This is a genomic window from Prevotella marseillensis, from assembly GCF_900625065.1.
GTDB classification, from domain to species: Bacteria; Bacteroidota; Bacteroidia; order Bacteroidales; family Bacteroidaceae; genus Prevotella; species Prevotella rara.
Genome location: NZ_UYXY01000001.1, coordinates 1450184 through 1469441, shown reverse-complemented (window position 1 = coordinate 1469441; position 19258 = coordinate 1450184). Strand labels below are relative to the sequence as shown.

General features: G+C 39.2%; 14 protein-coding genes. 7 read left to right on the top strand and 7 right to left on the bottom strand.

Features of this window, described 5'->3' with window-relative positions; genetic code table 11:
- Positions 1 to 30: 30 nt before the first annotated feature.
- Both EJL04_RS06170 and dnaN read right to left on the bottom strand, forming a co-directional pair.
- Positions 31 to 885: a 3'-5' exonuclease gene (locus tag EJL04_RS06170; protein ID WP_053398100.1), complete on the bottom strand. Its 855-nt coding sequence runs from the start codon at positions 883 to 885 to the stop codon at positions 31 to 33.
- An 8-nt stretch (positions 886 to 893) separates the two neighbouring features.
- Entirely contained in the window at positions 894 to 2018 is a 1125-nt protein-coding gene (gene dnaN / locus EJL04_RS06165; protein ID WP_021854612.1) for a DNA polymerase III subunit beta, read from the bottom strand.
- 159 nt (positions 2019 to 2177) lie between these two features.
- On the opposite strand from dnaN, the gene EJL04_RS06160 reads away from it, so the two are divergent.
- On the top strand, positions 2178 to 2612 hold the full coding sequence (locus tag EJL04_RS06160; RefSeq protein ID WP_125104396.1) for a DUF3127 domain-containing protein: 435 nt from the start codon (positions 2178 to 2180) through the stop codon (positions 2610 to 2612).
- 867 nt (positions 2613 to 3479) lie between these two features.
- Here the strand turns inward: EJL04_RS06160 and EJL04_RS06155 are convergent.
- From EJL04_RS06155 to EJL04_RS06140, 4 genes are all read right to left on the bottom strand, one after another.
- On the bottom strand, positions 3480 to 4835 hold the full coding sequence (locus EJL04_RS06155) for an MFS transporter (protein ID WP_021854610.1): 1356 nt from the start codon (positions 4833 to 4835) through the stop codon (positions 3480 to 3482).
- A gap of 42 nt (positions 4836 to 4877) precedes the next feature.
- Entirely contained in the window at positions 4878 to 7043 is a 2166-nt protein-coding gene (gene dpp5, locus EJL04_RS06150) for a dipeptidyl-peptidase Dpp5 (RefSeq protein ID WP_125104395.1), read from the bottom strand.
- A 70-nt stretch (positions 7044 to 7113) separates the two neighbouring features.
- Positions 7114 to 9006, bottom strand: coding sequence for a membrane protein insertase YidC (gene yidC / locus EJL04_RS06145; protein ID WP_125104394.1), 1893 nt, complete (start codon positions 9004 to 9006; stop codon positions 7114 to 7116).
- Positions 9007 to 9059: 53 nt separating this feature from the next.
- Complete coding sequence (locus EJL04_RS06140) at positions 9060 to 10673, bottom strand: CTP synthase (protein ID WP_021854607.1); 1614 nt, start codon at positions 10671 to 10673, stop codon at positions 9060 to 9062.
- Positions 10674 to 10856: 183 nt separating this feature from the next.
- Between EJL04_RS06140 and EJL04_RS06135 the strand changes: the two genes are divergently transcribed.
- Positions 10857 to 12170: a DUF3078 domain-containing protein gene (locus EJL04_RS06135; protein ID WP_125104393.1), complete on the top strand. Its 1314-nt coding sequence runs from the start codon at positions 10857 to 10859 to the stop codon at positions 12168 to 12170.
- Between the two features lie 75 nt (positions 12171 to 12245).
- Here EJL04_RS06135 and EJL04_RS06130 read toward each other — a convergent pair whose 3' ends face one another.
- Positions 12246 to 12635, bottom strand: coding sequence for a DUF1573 domain-containing protein (locus EJL04_RS06130; protein ID WP_053398104.1), 390 nt, complete (start codon positions 12633 to 12635; stop codon positions 12246 to 12248).
- A gap of 1011 nt (positions 12636 to 13646) precedes the next feature.
- On the opposite strand from EJL04_RS06130, the gene aspS reads away from it, so the two are divergent.
- From aspS to xylA, 5 genes are all read left to right on the top strand, one after another.
- Complete coding sequence (gene aspS / locus EJL04_RS06125; RefSeq protein ID WP_125104392.1) at positions 13647 to 15413, top strand: aspartate--tRNA ligase; 1767 nt, start codon at positions 13647 to 13649, stop codon at positions 15411 to 15413.
- Between the two features lie 147 nt (positions 15414 to 15560).
- Positions 15561 to 15854 carry a winged helix-turn-helix domain-containing protein gene (locus EJL04_RS06120; RefSeq protein ID WP_053398106.1) on the top strand — a complete coding sequence of 98 codons (294 nt, stop codon included), beginning with the start codon at positions 15561 to 15563 and terminating at the stop codon, positions 15852 to 15854.
- 70 nt (positions 15855 to 15924) lie between these two features.
- Positions 15925 to 16254 (top strand): hypothetical protein, encoded by a 330-nt coding sequence (locus EJL04_RS06115; protein WP_021854602.1) that lies wholly within the window; start codon positions 15925 to 15927, stop codon positions 16252 to 16254.
- Positions 16255 to 16335: 81 nt separating this feature from the next.
- The gene (locus EJL04_RS06110; RefSeq protein WP_021854601.1) at positions 16336 to 17835 is read left to right on the top strand and encodes a xylulokinase; all 1500 of its coding nucleotides are present in this window, start codon (positions 16336 to 16338) and stop codon (positions 17833 to 17835) included.
- Between the two features lie 54 nt (positions 17836 to 17889).
- Positions 17890 to 19206: a xylose isomerase gene (gene xylA, locus EJL04_RS06105; protein WP_021854600.1), complete on the top strand. Its 1317-nt coding sequence runs from the start codon at positions 17890 to 17892 to the stop codon at positions 19204 to 19206.
- Positions 19207 to 19258 lie beyond the last annotated feature (52 nt).

Sequence of the window (19258 nt, the reverse complement as noted above, 5' to 3'; positions counted from 1 at the left end):
ATTGTGTTATTTTATTTCTTACCCTAGAGTTTATCGCTTGTTGAATTCTCTTAGGCGTATTCGTGTAAGCACTTGTTTGGTGTTGTATGTGAAGTCGCTGCTGAGCATCCAGCTGAAATATCCCGGGTCGCGGTTTAGTACTTCTGCAACACTCCATCCTTTGTATTTGCCAAAATTGAAAACTTCCTGCATACGTGGATTGCCGTCAGAATCTGTAAGGACATTTCCGTTGGCATCCTTCATTTCTTTCCAAATGATACGTCCGGCGAAATCAACGTTATTGTTGAGCTTTGAGAATTCTGCAAGCTCGTTCATGTCGTTATTTAGCTGACGTTCAGGCTCTTCCTGTTTTCCGGGGGCATACATGTCGAGCTCTCCTTGCAGCACTCTGTATGTAGCTTCAGTATCCTGATCAGCTTTATGAGCCACAAAGTCGTCTTCCATCTTTCTGCCGCAATAGAATTTATATGCTGCTGCCAGATTTCGGCGTTCCATCTTGTGGAATATTGTCTGAACGTCAATCAGATTACATTTTGAAAAGTCAAAGTCGATGCCTGCGCGCAGAAATTCCTCGGCAAGCATAGGCACGTCAAAATGGTTTGAGTTGAATCCGGCAAAGTCACATCCTTGAAACTTGTTTGCCAAATCTGTTGCAAGCATCTTGAATGTAGGAGCATTTGCTACGTCTGCATCTGTAATGCCTGTAATGTCCACAACTTCCTGCGGAATACTTCTTTCGGGGTTTACAAACTGGTTTGAGCGTTCCTCCTTACCGTCAGGATATACCTTAATATAAGAAATCTGTATAATTCTGTCTTTAACAAGATCAAGCCCTGTTGTCTCCAGATCGAAGACAATCAGGGGCTTTGTAAGATTTAATTTCATTCTTCTGATTAATCGTTTAATAACATTGGCATGATAAGCATCAGTATATCTTCATTTTCAGGCTGTTCTGCCGGAAGTATAAGGCAGGGGCGACTTGGGTCTGCCAGCTTTAATACAACCTCTTCACAGTCAAGATGGCTTAATATTTCCATCAGTGAAGTACCCTTGAAGCCGATGTCCATTATGTTGCCGTTGTAGTCGCATACAATCTCTTCTTGTGCGCTTGTGTAGAAGTCAACATCCTCTGATGATATAACTACTTTGCCCATTTCGATATGCAGTCTTATCTGTTGGCTGCTGTCGCTTGCGAATGGTAGAACACGCTTTAAAACTCCTATAAGTACAAGTCTGTCTATCGTAAGCTGGTTAGGATTGTCTTGTGGTATTACGGAGTTGTAGTTCGGGTAGCGTCCTTCAATCAGGCGGCAAGATAACGTTCCGTCTGAGAATATGATGTTTGCATTGCGGTCATCAAATCTGATTATTATGTCATCATCATTTTTCTGCAGCACATTTTTTAATAATGTTGCAGGTTTCTTGGGTAAGATGAATGACAGAGGATTGTCTGACTTTATGTTCTTGCTCTTTGTCTTTACGAGTTTATGTCCGTCGCTGGCAACTATTGCCAATGTGTCTTGGCTCAGGTCGAAAAAGATACCATTCATCACCGGGCGCAGCTCTTCGTTGGCGGTTGCGAATATCGAGCGTGAAATATCGTTGTTAAGTGTTTTAGAGTCGATTATTATTGACGTCGCATTTTCGGGGAGTGACTGGAACTTTGGAAACTCTTCACCGCTCTGTCCTGTAAAGTTGTATACACCATTCTGATATATCACCTTTATTGCAAATGTCGTCATGTCAACATCCAGTGTCAGTGGCTGTTCCGGTAGCTCCTTTACGGCATCTAAAATGGTTTGGTTGTTGACTGCGAACACACCGCTGTCACATGTTTCGTCGAGTTGTATGTTCGTTGTCATAATGTTTTCGCTGTCTGATGCAGTTATTGTCAGATTATTGCCGTTTACCTCAAATAAGTAGCAATCCAATATAGGCAATGAATTTTTACTGCTGAACACTTTTGATAAAGCCGATAGGCGGCTGGCTAAAGCCGTGCTTGATATTGTAAGTCTCATTATTTAATATTATTATTCGTTTTATCTGCGTAATTAATAGGACACAAAAATACAAAAAAGCAAACTCTAAAACAAAAAAAACGTGTAAAAATTTCTTTATTTACGAGTATTTTAGTAATTTCGCAATTCAAAAAATAGAAACAAATAATATATAAAGAAATGGAGATTGAAGGAAAAATTATAGTTGTTCTTCCTGCAAGAGAAGGCGTTTCTGCCAGAGGAACACAGTGGAAATCACAAGACTATGTAATAGAGACTCATGAGGCTTATCCAAAGAAATGTTGCTTCAATGTTTTCGGTGCAGACAAGATACAAATGTTCAATATTCAGAGTGGTGAGGAATTACGTGTAAGTTTTGATATTGATGCGCACGAATATCAAGGCCGTTGGTTCAATTCTTTGCGTGCTTGGAAAGTGGAGCGTATTGATCCGAATGCAGCTGCTGCACAAATGAATGCTACACAGGGAATGCCTTATACAGCTCCGGTTGCTGCGCCTCAGGCTCCAGTATCAGCAGAAACTCAGCCGGATTCAGAGGCTGCTCCTTTCCCGCCGCAGCAAGAAGGTGAGAGTGAAGATGATTTACCGTTCTAATTATATAACGGGTAAGGTGCATTTATGTTTATTGTGATTATATCTGTTTCAGATTCATTGATCAATAAACATGGGTGAGGTTAAGAACTTTATATCCGGGGATTTAGGTTAGTGATTATTTATGAATGTAATCAACTTATTTGTTCTGTCCGGAATTAGATATTAAACGATAGGCATGGCATAAAATTTTATGTCATGCTTTTTGTTTTTATATAATGTCCTTTTTGTAAGGATATTTTGTTGTGTATTGTTGTTTTAAATGAATTTTGACGCTCTCAGATTTAATTATTTGTAATTGAGTCTTGTGTTTTGGACAAAAAGTAGTAAAATGTTATAATTTCAGTAATACGCTGATTGATAGAACTTTATGCCGTTTAGACCATCGATTGATACTCCTTTTTATGCTAAAATCAATGCTTTAGCATTGCAAACTCAGTGGTTTTAGCTTGCAATTTGCCTGATTTTATAGCTCATAATCATTGTTTTATTCTCATAAATGGGTTGATTTTTTATGCTTAAATTCGAATAGTGTAAATAAAGTTTAATAAATTGCGCGTATGTATAAGGTAAATTTAGAATTTATTACATATTGATTTTCTAGATTGGAAAATATTTTTGTCCTGATTTTTTACTCTAAGATTGAAAGATATTTGCTGTTGATAATCATATATTAACTGATTCAGTTTTATCGTATACTAGATGTAATAAAGTTTGGGCTTTGTACATATATGTGAAGATTTTCTGATGTGTCCGAATATTGTGTGTTGTGTTTAAACAAAAAGAATGCTGGATTTAAGAAATAAATCCAGCATTCTTTTTTCATGTATATTAAGCATTCAGTTGCTTGATAACATTATTATGTGCAACTTATTCTTTTATGTTAGGTTCTTCAAGTCCGAAGCCTTTCTTCTTGTCGAAAGCTTTAAGGGCGAAGCTTAGAATCAATGCCAGTACTCCTAATGATGCGAATATAAGCATCGGAACCAAGTAGCCGCCTGTAGCTTTCAGAGTCATACCTATTATAAGGGGAACGAAACATAGACCTATATTCTGTATCCAGAAAATAAGAGAGTATGCACTTCCTAAAATTACCGGGTCTATAATCTTCGGAACACTTGGCCATAATGCTGCGGGAACCAAAGAGAATGAAACGCCGAGAATTACTATAATGAGAAGTGCGAACCATTCGTTGGGATAGATTGGCAACAAGAATGCAAAGCTGAGGTGGCATGCTATCATTATAAGTGAACCGAGCATAAGCATTGTTGCGCCTTTTCCCTTGTGGTCAAGGAATGAACCAAGCACAGGAGTCAGTATCATTGCGAGAATCGGGAACCATCTGAACAAATCTGCTGCAGCTTCTTTCTCAATGTGCAGTGTTACTTCAAGATAGTTTGTTGCATATCTTTGGAACGGGAAGATTGCAGAATAGTAAAGTACACACAGTAATGCTACAATCCAGAACATCTTGCTGCTGAATATACGTCCGAGGTCGCTTACTTTAAATTCTTCAGTTGGTTCGTCTGAATTGGCTTCACCAAGCTGTTTGTCCAGTTTTGCGTCCATTACGGAGAACACAATAAAGTTGATAAGGCCGATAATCAAAAGAACGGTACAGAATGCTATCGGTGCCACAACAGAGTTGTCGAACTGTGTAGCAATTTTAGGTGAAACAGAGAATACAGCAAACACGCCAAGACGTGCAATAGCCATTTCAAGTCCCATTGCCAAGGCCATTTCTTTGCCCTTGAACCATTTTGCTATTGCTTTTGACACTGTTATACCTGCCATCTCACAGCCACAGCCGAACACCATGAAACCAAATGATGCCATTTTTGCACTTCCGGGCAGTGTTGTCCACCATGAGTCAAGCCAGCTGCACATGGCTGTTGCCTGGAACCAGTCGCTTACACCAATATATTTTATAGAGGCGCCTATAACCATTAATGATGTTGACAATATACCAGTGAATCTTATTCCGCACTTATCGAGGATGATACCTGCAAGGATAAGAAAACCACACACGTTAAGGATGTATTCCGAAGCAGCGTATGTTCCGAAAACTCCACTGTCCCAGCCTCTTTCTGATTCGATCAGCGACTGTAATGGCGACATTACGTCAACAAACATATAGGCAAAAAACATTGCCAATGCTATTAACACCAAAGCTGTCCAGCGCGCTGCGGCTGAATCATTCAGCTTTCTTTGAATTGCTTCTGTCATTGTTTTCTTTTATTTTTACTGTTAATTATTTCGGTGTTTAAATTATTTCAGCCAGCGGTCAAGCCAGTTGAAGAAAGTCCTTTGCCAAAGTACGCCATTTTGTGGCTTCAGCACCCAGTGGTTTTCATCGGGGAAAAGCAGAAGCTCAGCAGGAATACCTCTCATGCGAGCAGCATTAAATGCACCCATACCTTGGTTCGCATTGATACGGTAGTCTTTTTCTCCGTGAATACACAATATAGGTGTGTCCCATTTGTCTACAAACTTGTGTGGTGAGTTGGCATATGTTCTCTTTGCATTTTCTGTCATGTCCTTGTTCCAGAATGCATCATCATATTCCCAGTTGCTGAACCAAGCTTCTTCTGTATCAGTGTACATTGATTCTAGATTGAAAGCACCGTCATGAGCGATAAAACACTTGAAACGCTTGTTGTGATGTCCGGCAAGATAATATACGCTGAAGCCTCCGAAGCTTGCACCAACAGCACCGAGACGATCCTTGTCTACGAACGGGAGATTCTTGCATGCATCATCAATTGCACTTAGATAGTCATTCATGCACTGGCCGGTCCAGTCGCCTGAAATTTCCTCATTCCATTCACTGCCGAAGCCTGGCAGACCTCTTCTGTTCGGAGCTATTACAACATAACCGTTGGCTGCCATTATCTGCATGTTCCATCGGTAGCTCCAAAATTGTGAAACAGGGCTTTGCGGACCGCCTTCGCAGAACAGTAGGGTAGGATACTTCTTTGTTTCATCGAAGTGTGCCGGAAGTATGATCCAATACATCATGTCTTTTCCATCTGTTGTCTTTGTCCAGCGCTGCTGAATTTTGCCAAATGTCATCTGATCATACAGATGCTTATTTTCAAATGTTATTTGTTCAACTTTTGCTGTCTTTTCTTTTTTGCCAGGAGTTACGATGTATAACTCAGATGCTTGAGACATACTGTGTCTCTCTGCTAGCAGCTTTTTGCCGTCATTAAGCATCTGAACTGAGCCATAATCATTCCAACCGTCTGTAAGTTGCATTACATTGCCCTTAAGATTGGTCTGATATATGTTCTCACAACCATGCCAAATGCCGAGGAAATATAAAGTTTTTGAATCTGCAGACCAGCAGAAATCATCGACATTAGAGTCGAATGACTCTGTTGTATATGTTTTTTCTCCAGTTTTTAAGTTATAGACACAAAGTCTGTTACGGTCGCTTTCATATCCGTTGCGTGCCATGCTTAACCATGCGACATATTGGCCGTTGGGAGAGAATTTTGGATTTACGTCATATCCGGGGTTGTTTTTAAGATTTTCTTCAGAGTTAACAGCCTGGTTTTTCATAGACTTTGTCATGTTGATTTCAGGCTCTTTGTAATTTGCAGGCTTGCAAATATTTACAGTCTGTTTAGACTCTATATTATAAAGATATATATCTGTGTCAGTTGAAATTGCATAATTTATTCCGGTCTTCTTTCTTGAAGTATATGCAATTGTTTTTGAGTCAGTGCTCCATGCTAGCTGCTCTGCACCTCCGAAAGGCTTAACAGGACATTCGTATGGTTCACCTTTCATTATATCAGTGCCTTCTCCAATGCCGTTTGACGTTACTTCAGCCAGATAAGGGTGGGGGATAGATTCAACATATTCATCCCAGTGTCTGTAATTCATATCTGTGATGACTCTTCCTGTTGTTAAAGGTAAGTCTTCCGGCTTTTCTTTTATAATTCCATGGTATGGGATTTGTTTGATAAGTATAACATACTTTTCGTCAGGAGAAAATTTAAATCCGTCAATACCTGTTTTGTCGTTTGTAAGTTGCTTTCTGCCGCTTCCGTCAGGATTCATTTCCCATATTTGGCCGTCACATAAAAAAGCAATTTTCTGACCGTCTTTTATCCATACTGCATCCGTCTCACTTTTTGCAGACGTAGTCAGCATTTTGTTATTCTTTCCATCAGAATCCATAATGTAGATTACTTGATGGCCTTTGTTTTGTTTTACACTGTAATAACCTACTTGGTAGATAATGTGTTTTCCATCTGGCGAGGCCTGTGCTGTGCCGATTCGACCCATTGCCCACAGAGCCTCAGGTGTCATTAGATCACTTTGCAAGGTGATGTTACTTTTACCGATGAAGCTCGCATTTTCTTGTGCGTTAACCGAACTACAACAAATTGAAAGTGCGGTTGCTAAGATTGTTGCTTTGTTCATAAATTTAGTGTTTTTAGAATATAGGGGCATACTTTTGCATGCCCCTATTAATTTATAAATGTGTTTTTTCCTATTTTCTCATTTTGTCTTGTGCCTCGCGTTGGCGTTTTAACTCCTCTGCCTGTTTTTGCATGGCTTCGAGTCTTGCCGCCAAGCCGCTCATCTTTTTAGGATTGTTTTTGTTTTCCTGATATCTTGCTTCAAGAATACTCAACAATTTTTCATCGTTTGTAGTCTTGCGCAAAGTCCACATGATGGCAGCACTGAAGAACAAAGATACAAAGTAATAGAAGTTAAGGCCTGATGAATAGTCGTTGAACATGAAGAAGAACATAACTGGCATCAGATAAGTCATCCATTGCATCATCTTCATTTGTTCAGCCTGAGCTCCGACCATCTGGTCTTTCTGCTGACGTATTGTCATTATTGAATACAAAACGTTTGCTACACAGAATAGAATACATGTTAAACTCAGGTGATCACCTATGAGCCATATGTTGTTATGCCATTCGATTATCGGATCGTATGTTGACAAGTCACTTATCCATAAGAAACTTTCGCCTCGAAGCTGTATAGCATTAGGCACGAAGTTGAACATTGCAATCCAGATAGGAGCCTGTATCAGCATAGGAAGACATCCGCTTAGCGGGCTGACGCCATATTTTGCATACAGAGCCATCATTGCCTGCTGTTTCTGCATTTGGTCTTCGGGCTTGTTGTATTGTTTGGTTGCTTCTTCAAGTTTTGGTTTTAAAACTCTCATCTTTGCTGAAGACATGTAGCTCTTCTTGACCAAAGGATAAGTTATTACCTTAAGTAAAAGGGTGATCAATATAAGGACAATACCCATATTGATGTTCAAGCCTGTAAGCCAGTCGAACACGTATAAGGTGAACCAACGGTTAATTATACGGAACAAAGGCCATCCAAGATATACTAAGCGATGAAGCTCTAAATCTTTGTTGAATGTGCTTTCTTTTTCAATCTTTTGCAACAGTCTGAAGTCGTTGGGACCATAATAGAATTCAAGTTCAGTTGAATTATTGCCTGTTGGGTCAAATGATGTCTTGACCTTTGCACCATATTGTTTCAGGTAGCCAGAACCTTTTTCCTGTGGAATGCTTGTCATTAATGAGTTTGTTCCCAAATCGTCCTTTGCAATCATTACAGCACTGAAGAACTGGTTCTTGAAGGCAACCCAGTCGATGGCGTCTTCTATTTTCTCATCAACCTTTTCACTTGTCTCGCTAATATAGTCAGTACCTCCATCCGTGAAATGATAAGTAAGAGATGCATACCGGTTTTCAAAGGTAAAGCCCTTTTCTTGTTGGCGGCAGTGGTCTGTCCATTCGATGTCAAGTTTGTTGTAGTTTGGTGAGAAAAGTCCGCTCATTCCATTCGCTTTTAAAGAGAAATGTAGCAGATAGTTCTTGCCAAGCTTATAATTCATTACTAAGGATCTTCCATTAGAGCCAACAGCAGTCATTGTAACTGTTGAGTCTGTAATGTTTGAAGGTGTAAAGTATAGATCGCTTGTTATGATATTTGTTTCTTTACCTTCAAGCATGAATTTTAAAGACTGATCTTTACTGTCAAAAAGAGTAAGGTCTTTATTGCCCTTGTTATCTTTAAAGTCCTTTATTACAGCTTTTTCAACAGTACCGCCTTTTGTGCTGAGTGTGAGCTCTAATTTTGAATTCTTCAAAATAATGTTTTGAGCTTTACCGCTTAACGACTTATAGAAAACAGCTGTAGTATCTGCATTTACATTATTTTGTGCATTCTGATTAGAGGCTTGTGCCTCAGCGTTACGGCTTTCTTCGGCTTTTTTCTTTGCAAGAGCTGTTATCGAGTCTTGCATACGTTGTTTGGCAATATCTTCTTCAGATGGTTGAGTATACCAGCTGAAGCCGATTAGCAGAGCAGCGATGAGAACAAAGCCAATGATTGTATTCTTATCCATCTTTTGTTTCTCTCTATGGTGTTATTTTTATTCTTTTACCTTTTAATAATATATCAATTTTTGCTTTTTTTGTTCTCTATAGCCTTTTTGATAAAATCAAGGAACAGCGGATGTGGATGAAGTACTGTGCTTGAATATTCCGGATGGAATTGTGTGCCGATATACCATTTCAATCCTGGTATTTCAACTATTTCAATCAGATTGCTTTCAGGATTACGGCCAACACACTTCATTCCGGCTCTTTCGTATTCTTGTTCGAAATCGTTATTAAATTCATAACGATGACGATGACGCTCCTGGATATATTCTTTCTTATAGATATCGAATACGCGTGAGCCTTGTTTCAAAATACACTCATAAGCACCAAGTCGCATCGTGCCGCCCATGTTTGTGATGTTCTTCTGGTCTTCCATAATATCAATGACATTATGTTCTGTCTTCTCGTCCATCTCTCGACTGTTGGCATCTTCGTATCCAAGGACATTACGTGCAAATTCAATTACCATCATTTGCATACCCAGACATATACCGAATGTTGGAATGTCATGTGTACGTGTGTAATGTGCGGCGACAATCTTTCCTTCTATTCCTCTTTGACCGAATCCCGGGCAAATAACAATGCCGTCCATATCTTTAAGCTTTTCGGCAACATTGTCTTCTGTAATCTTTTCGCTGTTTATGAATGTCGTTTTGACTTTGTAATCGTTATATGTTCCAGCCTGTGACAGACTCTCCAGGATACTCTTGTATGCATCCTGCAGGTCATATTTTCCAACAAGTCCGATATTTACGATTTCTGTTGCTTTATGTCTACGTTCCAAGAATGAACGCCATGGACCTAATGTCGGTGTTTCACCAACAGGTTCGCCCATTTTGCGCAATATTGTTTCGTCAAGCTTTTGTTCCTGCATCCTTACCGGAACTTCGTATATTGTCGGCATGTCGACACTTTGTACTACTGCGTCAGCGTCAACATTACAGAAGTTTGCAACTTTCTTTCTGATATTGTCGTTTATTGGATGCTCGGTTCTTAACACAAGGATATCCGGCTGGATACCAACGCTTTGCAGCTCTTTGACTGAGTGCTGAGTCGGCTTTGTCTTTAATTCTTTGGCTGCAGCCAAATAAGGAATATAAGTAAGATGGACACAAAGAGCCCTCTTGCCAAGTTCCCATTTTAGCTGTCTGATACTTTCTAAGAATGGCAAGCCTTCAATATCTCCTACTGTACCTCCGATTTCTGTAATTACGAAGTCATAGTTGTTCTTCTTGCCAAGCAACATTACGTTGCGCTTTATTTCATCTGTGATATGGGGGATTACCTGTATTGTCTTTCCCAAATAGTCGCCACGGCGCTCTTTGTCTATGACGGCCTTATATATACGGCCTGTTGTAAGGTTATTGGCTTTGGTTGTCTGAATACCGGTAAAACGTTCGTAATGTCCGAGGTCAAGGTCTGCCTCGTGGCCATCCACTGTTACATAACATTCGCCATGTTCATAAGGGTTCAGCGTACCCGGGTCAATGTTGATGTATGGGTCGAACTTTTGGATTGTGATGTTGTATCCTCTGGCCTGAAGAAGTTTGCCTATTGATGACGATATTATTCCTTTTCCAAGAGAGGAAGCTACACCGCCGGTAACGAATATATACTTTGTCTCTGCCACGATTATAATATTTTGGTTATTTATTAATACTAATATACAAGGTGCAAAATTAAGAAAAAATGCTGATATGCCAAAATTATAATCTCTTAATTTTAATAGTTTCGTGTGTGTTGAAAAAAACAGCCATTAATGTTCTGTTTTTGAATATTAATACTAACTTTGCACGCAAAAAGTGCTAAAAGTATGAAACATAAGCAAATATTGATATTAATAATCTTGGAGTTCTTCTGTGCGGTGTCTTGTTTCGGAGCGCCTATTAAGCATCATAATGGCCGAAACATAAGCAGAGATTCTTTCATCGTGGCTTCGTATATTGATTCGCTTAAAGCGTGTAAAGTCCATATGGATTCTTTAATGTATGCAGCTGATACTTTGGATGATGATGCAGGATCTGATGCCCGCTTTTTCCGCGTTTTTGCTCCTCTGACATTTTATTATTCTGTAGCTGGTCATACTTTTAGCATTAATGATAAGTACAAGGGTGTTGATGATGTGAGCAGCGCTATTGACGATGCGTTGATGTCTGTTTATGTTAATCATCCGGAATATGTCGTAAATACGGAAAGTGACTTAAGCAAAATAGGCTCTTTGCATGAAGAGATAACTTCGCCAATACGTCATAAGGTTGATTATTCTAGGGAAGAGGCTTCTGCACCGGACGTAAGCCTTGACACTCCTGTTGAAATTGTCATAGAGAAACCGAACTTTTGGACTTTTGGCGGTGACTACTATTTGCAGTTCCTGCAAAATTATGTCTCAAGTAACTGGTATAAAGGTGGCGAAAGCAATTATTCGATGGTTGCAAGTACCACGCTACAAGCGAATTACAATAATAAACAAAAGGTTAAGTTCGAAAATAAACTTGAGCTTAAATTAGGATTCCAAACCTCAAGCGGAGACACACTGCATAACTTTAAGACTACAGAGGACCTTATAAGATATACGGGCAAATTGGGACTTCAGGCAAGCAAGAATTGGTATTATACATTGCAGCTTATCGCATATACCCAGTTTATGCGTGGCTATAAGAGCAACGATCCTGAGGTGTATTCAGATATTCTATCGCCGTTGAATATAAACTTGTCTTTGGGTATGAGCTATTCGGTAAACGCTTTTAACGGAAAGCTAACAGGATCTTTGCAGATGGCTCCTATTGCATACAACTTCAGATATGTCGGACGAAAATCGCTTGCAACAAGATATGGACTAGAGGAAGGTTCGCATACAATGAATGATGTGGGTTCTGAATGTACGATAGATTTGACATGGGCTTTTTCGGATTTGATTAAATGGAAGACCCGTCTTTATGGTTATACGACTTATGAACGAACTGAAGTAGAATGGGAAAACACTTTTACATTCCAGTTTAATAAATATATCTCGACAAATATCTTCATATATCCGAGATTTGACGACGGATCGTCAGTGCGCCATGATGACTATGGATATTGGCAGTTTAAAGAATATGCCTCAATAGGTTTTGCATATTCATTTTGATGTGAATAAGGTTAGTGATGAATATTCTTATGATATAATGATAATAAAAAAGGGAGCTCAATGCTCCCTTTTTATTTATTTTGCTTCTTCCATTGTGCCTTCTACATATAAGCGCACAATTTCATTCTTTGCGTTAGACTTTATCGTGATTGATTTCTTAAAATGTCCAGGAAATTTGCCTTTGCCGTTGTATGTCACCGTCACTGTTCCCTTTCCGCCGGGAGCTATTGGAGCTTTAGTGTATGATGGAACTGTGCATCCACAGCTGGCCATTGCTTGGTTTATTACGAGTGGGGCATCTCCCACGTTGGTAAAGTTAAATGTACACTTTTGTACGGGATTACTTTCTGAAAATTTGCCGAAATTATAAGTTTGCTTGTCAAACTTAATTTCTGCCGTCTTTTGTGCTGCTGCATTGCTTATGCAAAGTATCAGCAACATTGAAATGAATAGGATCTTTTTCATTTTTATTCGGTTAATAATAATTTTTTGCAGCAAATTTACATCTTTTTTTTATAAAATATATAATCGATGATTTATTTTGTGTTAATTAATTATGATTTGATTGTAAGATTATGTTCAAATTCGTTTTGTAATATAATTTTGTCAAACGGGGTAGTTGGCCGCATGTTTTATGGGCATGCCATTTCGTGCCTGTTTTTATCAGTTCTAGGATAAAGGGGAAATATCTTTAATTGTTTTGGTTTGGGATGATTGCGCGATTATTCGTTTTAGCCTTAATTTGTAAATTGTATTTTTGTGTCTGGTATGGTAAAATTTTATTACTGATTTTGTGCTGTTATTTTGCAAAAAGTTTTCTCTAAAATAGAAAAAGCATCGTAACATAAATTAAATGTTGATGGACGTTCTTCGTGTTTTTATAACCTTTTTTATTGCTTTCGTGGTCGAAGTCTGTGTGATGTTATTGTTTTTAGGCGTAAATTCATTGTTTTTTATCGGTTAAAGCATTGCTTTTGTGTCCTGAAACCATGCTTTTTGCTGTGTAAAAGGGCATGTTTTGTACTGGAGAATGTATCAGGTGATTAGATATTCTGTGTTAACCCATTGATATGTAGTGAAATACGAAAAATGAAGTTTTTCGCGATTTCCTAAAGGAAATACATTCATGTAAAAAATAATGGCGTTTTCAGAGGCTTTTAATCAAAAAGTTTTCTGTTATTTTTAATGTATTTATTATAATTGTCAGAGGGATGTTTGGGAGTTGCTTGCTAGTTTGCAATTTTGAAATTTTTGGCTGATAGTGCTGCGTATTTGTTCCTCTAAAAGTTGGAGATTTTTTGTGTTCTTCATCTTAAAAAGAATTATCTGTATTAGCCGGTGAACGGATACCAGCTCGGTTTAAACAGTTGAAATTTATACTATCATAGAGTGTAATTTTACTTTTAGCCATTTAAAATTTGTTCATTCGGTCATTTTTTGTACTTTTGCATCATAATTAAAGTAATTTGTAAGTTTATGTATAGAACAAATACATGTGGGGAATTGCGCTTGTCTGATGCAGGCAAGACAGTTACTCTGGCCGGATGGGTTCAGCGCATCCGTAAAATGGGCGGAATGACATTTGTCGATATCCGTGACCGATATGGTATTACACAGCTTGTCTTTAATGAAAACGACAATGTTGAGCTGTGTGCTGCAGCCAACAAGCTTGGACGTGAGTTTTGCATACAGGCTACAGGACTTGTCAACGAACGCGAGAGCAAGAACAAGAATCTGCCTACTGGTGATATAGAGATTATCGTCTCTGAGATGAATGTCCTGAGTGAAAGCATCACGCCGCCGTTTACAATAGAGGATAATACAGATGGTGGTGATGATATAAGAATGAAATATCGCTATTTGGATTTGCGCCGTTCATGCGTCCGCAAGAATCTTGAATTGCGCCACCGTATGACAATATTGATACGCAACTTCTTGGATTCAAAAGATTTTATTGAGGTTGAGACACCTATATTAATAGGTAGCACTCCTGAAGGTGCACGAGATTTTGTTGTGCCTTCACGCATGAATCCAGGACAGTTCTACGCATTGCCACAAAGTCCGCAGACTCTGAAGCAGTTGCTTATGGTGAGCGGATTTGACAGATACTTCCAGATTGCAAAGTGTTTCCGTGACGAAGATCTTCGTGCCGACCGTCAGCCTGAGTTCACACAGATAGACTGTGAGATGTCTTTTGTTGATCAGGATGATGTTATCAATCTTTTTGAAGATATGGCACGCCATTTGTTTAAGGAAATACGTGGTGTGGAATTACCGGCCAAACTCCAGCAAATGACATGGCATGAGGCAATGCGCAGATTTGGAAGCGATAAGCCAGACTTGCGTTTTGGAATGGAATTCGTTGAACTAATGGATACTCTAAAGGGCACAGGCTCGTTCGAGGTGTTCAATAGTGCAGAATATATTGGCGGAATTTGTGTGCCGGGCTGTGCTTCTTATACAAGAAAGCAGATAGATCAGCTGACTGATTTTGTCAAGAAACCGCAAGTTGGTGCTAAAGGACTTGTTTGGGTTAAGTTTAATGAAGACGGTTCTGTAAAAAGCAGCATAGATAAGTTCTATGATGCAGATGTCTTGCAGAAACTTAAAGAAGTGATGGGCGCAGGTAATGGTGACCTGGTATTGATTCTTAGTGGTGATAATGCAAACAAGACACGTGTTCAGCTCTGTAGCCTTAGATTGGAAATGGGCGACAGGCTTGGCTTGCGTGACAAGAATAAATTTGAATGTCTGTGGATTATTGACTTCCCGCTGTTTGAGTGGAGCGATGAGGAACAGCGCCTGATGTCTACTCATCATCCGTTTACAATGCCAAATCCTGATGATATTCCATTATTGGAAGAGCATCCGGAAAGAGTGCGTGCTAAGGCGTATGATTTCGTTTGCAATGGTATTGAATTGGGTGGAGGAAGCCTTCGTATCCATGACGGACGTCTGCAAGAGCGTATGTTTAAGATATTGGGCTTCACGCCGGAGCGTGCGATGGCTCAGTTCGGCTTCTTGATAAATGCATTTAAGTATGGCGCACCTCCTCATGCAGGATTGGCTTTTGGCCTTGACCGTTTTGTTTCTGTAATGGCAGGATTAGACAGTATACGTGATTGTATTGCGTTCCCGAAGAATAACAGTGGACGTGATGTCATGTTGGATGCACCGTCTGCTCTTGATGAGAAACAGCTGGATGAGCTGCAGATAAAGGTTGATTTAAGTCAGGAAAATTGATATTAAAAAAGCACTTAATGTGTTGAATACGATTTTTCTTGATAAAATTTTTAATAATTTGAATAAAATCACTATATTTGCATCGAGAATTTGAAAAGATTGTATGTCTTTTAGACATTGTCGATCTTAATGTGTTTTACTTGAATTATGACAGAGAAGAACGTAAGTGTAAGAAAGACAGCTGCAACAAAAGCTGTTGAGAAGAAAGCAGCACCGAAGAGAAGTACTGCAAAGAAAGTTGAATTAGAGATTAATGCAGAAACAGTAGGATTTAAGGCCGGCGATGTATATCAGGCCTTAGCTACAGCTGAAAAGCCCTTGAGCGTTGCTGAGATTGCTAAAGCAGCTAAAATTACCACAGAAGAGACTTTGCTCGGTATGGGCTGGCTCTTTAAAGAGGGTAAGATAAAAGATGCAGAGAACAAGATTACATTAGCTTAATCTGTAGAAAGAATATTTAAAAAGGGCTGGTAATATTTTCTTACCGGTCCTTTTTTATTATCATAATACTATGAGCTACGACCGCGATATCATCTTTATTCTTAACGAGGCTGGGCCTAAAGGCTTGAGCGTGAAAAAGATAGCAAGGCATGTCTATAATCATAACAACGGATTCTTCAATGTCGTGTCGTTTGAAGACGTCTACCGTTATGTTTCATCATATTTGATCCGTACAAGTAAAGTGCCTGATTCTATTATTGAGAAGACAGATGAGCGTGGAGTGTATCGCATCAATAATTCTTCTAAAATGTCTCTTCAACTGCAATTTGAATTTTGTGATGACGAAGAAAAAGAAGAGCCTGAAAATAAACATGAAGACTTGTCTTTGTCATTATTTTAAGACACTTTAAGATACAAAAAAATCATAAATTCAAGGGAAATGCATTTCTAAATCGTCTTTAATATAAAAAGTATTTTTATTATGTCTGGTAGATATTTGTTAGGTTTTGATGTCGGAAGCTCTTCAGTAAAGGCATCTTTAGTAGATTCAGATAGCGGCGTATGTGTCGCATCAGCATTTTATCCAGAAAAGGAAGCACCTATCATAGCCGTGAAATCTGGTTGGGCTGAACAAGATCCTCAAATGTGGTGGGATAATGCAAAACTCAGCTTGAAAAAGGTTATGGCAGATTCATCTGTTAAAGGTGAAGATATTAAGGCAATTGGTATATCTTATCAGATGCATGGCCTTGTGTGTGTTGATAAGAATCAGAATGTATTGAGGCCTTCTATAATTTGGTGTGATTCTCGAGCTGTGCCTTATGGTGAAAAAGCTTTTGAAAATATAGGACCCAAAGAGTGTCTTGGCCATTTGCTTAATTCGCCGGGTAATTTTACGGCTTCTAAGCTTGCATGGGTGAAAGAGAATGAACCGCAGCTGTTCGAGAAGATATATAAGATAATGTTGCCTGGTGATTACATCGCAATGAAACTGAGCGGTACTATTAATACTACCATCAGCGGATTGAGTGAAGGCATGTTATGGGACTTTAAGAATAAAAAAGTTGCAAAATTCCTGTTGGATTATTTCGGCTTTGATGAAAGCTTAATTGCTGACATTGTACCGACGTTTAGTATTCAGAGCGAAGTCTCAGAGGCCGCTGCAAATGAATTAGGCTTGAAGGCTGGAACACCTATTAGTTATAGGGCGGGTGATCAACCTAATAACGCTCTTAGCCTTAATGTGTTTAATCCGGGTGAAATCGCGTCTACAGCTGGTACTTCAGGTGTCGTTTATGGCGTTTTGGGCGAAGCTAATTATGACATTAAGAGTCGAGTTAATACTTTTGCCCATGTTAATTACCAAAAGGATATGGAACGTCTTGGCGTTTTGTTGTGTATTAATGGAACAGGAATATTAAATGCTTGGATGCGCCGGAATGTTGCACCTGAAGGAATTTCATATTCAGATATGAATGATATGATGGCAAGTGTTCCGGTTGGAAGTGATGGTATAACAATCATTCCTTTTGGCAATGGAGCTGAGCGTGTGCTTGAGAATAAAGAGATCGGTTGCTCTATCCATGGCGTAAATTTCAACAAGCATGGCAAAGCCCACCTGATGCGTGCAGCACAGGAAGGTATTGTCTTCAGTTTCTGTTATGGTATGGAGGTAATGCAGCAGATGGGTATGGATATACATAAAATACATGCAGGTAAAGCCAATATGTTCTTAAGTGAGTTGTTCCGTAATACCTTAGCTGGTGTTAGTGGCGCTACAATAGAACTTTATGAAACAGACGGAAGTGTAGGAGCTGCCAAGGGAGCCGGTATGGGTTGTGGCATATATAAAGATCATGATGAAGCTTTTGCTACATTGAAGAAGTTGGCAGTTATAGAGCCGGATGAAAAACGACGTGCTGAATATTTGCAGGCTTATTCATTATGGAAAGAGACTTTATTGCAACAAATTAATCATTGATTAGTAATTTCGAGATATAATTATTTAGGTTTAATAAATTAATAAATAACGGTTATGGTAAAAGAGTATTTTCCGCAGATAGGAAAAATTAAATTTGAAGGTAAGGATAGTAATAATCCTTTAGCTTATCATTATTATGATGCTGAAAAAGTAATAATGGGTAAGAAGATGAAAGATTGGTTGAAGTTTGCAATGGCTTGGTGGCATACATTAGGCGCAGCAAGCGGTGACCAGTTTGGTGGCGGAACACGTACATATGCATGGGATGAAAAAGCTGATGCAGTTGAGCGTGCTAAGGACAAGATGGATGCCGGATTTGAAATAATGGACAAACTTGGCATAGAATATTTCTGCTTCCATGATGTTGACTTGGTTGACGAGGGTGAGACTATCGAGGAATATGAAGCTCGTATGAAGGCAATCACTGATTATGCTCTTGAAAAGATGAAGGGCACAAATATCAAATTGCTGTGGGGTACTGCAAACGTTTTTGGTAATAAGAGATACATGAATGGTGCTGCAACTAATCCTGACTTTGATGTCGTTGCACGTGCCGCTGTGCAGATAAAGAACGCTATTGATGCAACAATAAAGCTTGGAGGTGCTAACTATGTATTCTGGGGTGGTCGCGAAGGCTATATGAGCCTTTTGAACACTCAGATGCAGCGTGAGAAAGAGCATCTTGCAAATATGCTGAAAGCTGCTCGTGATTATGCTCGCTCAAAAGGATTCACAGGAACATTCTTGATTGAACCTAAACCAATGGAACCGACAAAGCATCAGTATGATGTTGATACAGAGACTGTTATCGGATTCCTCCGTGCACATGGTCTTGAAAAAGATTTCAAGGTTAATATTGAGGTAAACCATGCAACACTTGCAGGTCATACATTTGAGCATGAACTTGCTGTTGCTGTTGACAATGGTATGCTTGGAAGCATTGATGCTAACCGTGGTGATAATCAGAACGGATGGGATACAGACCAGTTCCCAATTGATAACTGGGAGCTTACTCAGGCAATGATGCAGATTATTCGTAATGGCGGATTAGGAAACGGTGGTTCTAACTTTGATGCTAAATTGCGTCGTAATTCAACAGATCCAGAGGATATCTTCATTGCTCATATCAGCGGAATGGATGCTATGGCCCGTGCTTTGGAGAATGCAGCAAATCTGATTGAGAACTCTCCAATTTGTGACATGGTTAAGGAGCGTTATTCTTCATTCGATTCAGGTAAGGGTAAGGAATTTGAAGAAGGCAAACTTTCTCTTGAGGATATTGTAGCATATGCAAAAGAGAAGGGTGAGCCAAAGCAGACTTCTGGCAAGCAGGAGTTGTATGAAACTATTGTTAGCTGGTATTGCAAATAAATATTGAATTAATAGATTTGTGCAGACGATATAAAACGGCTGCACAAAATCT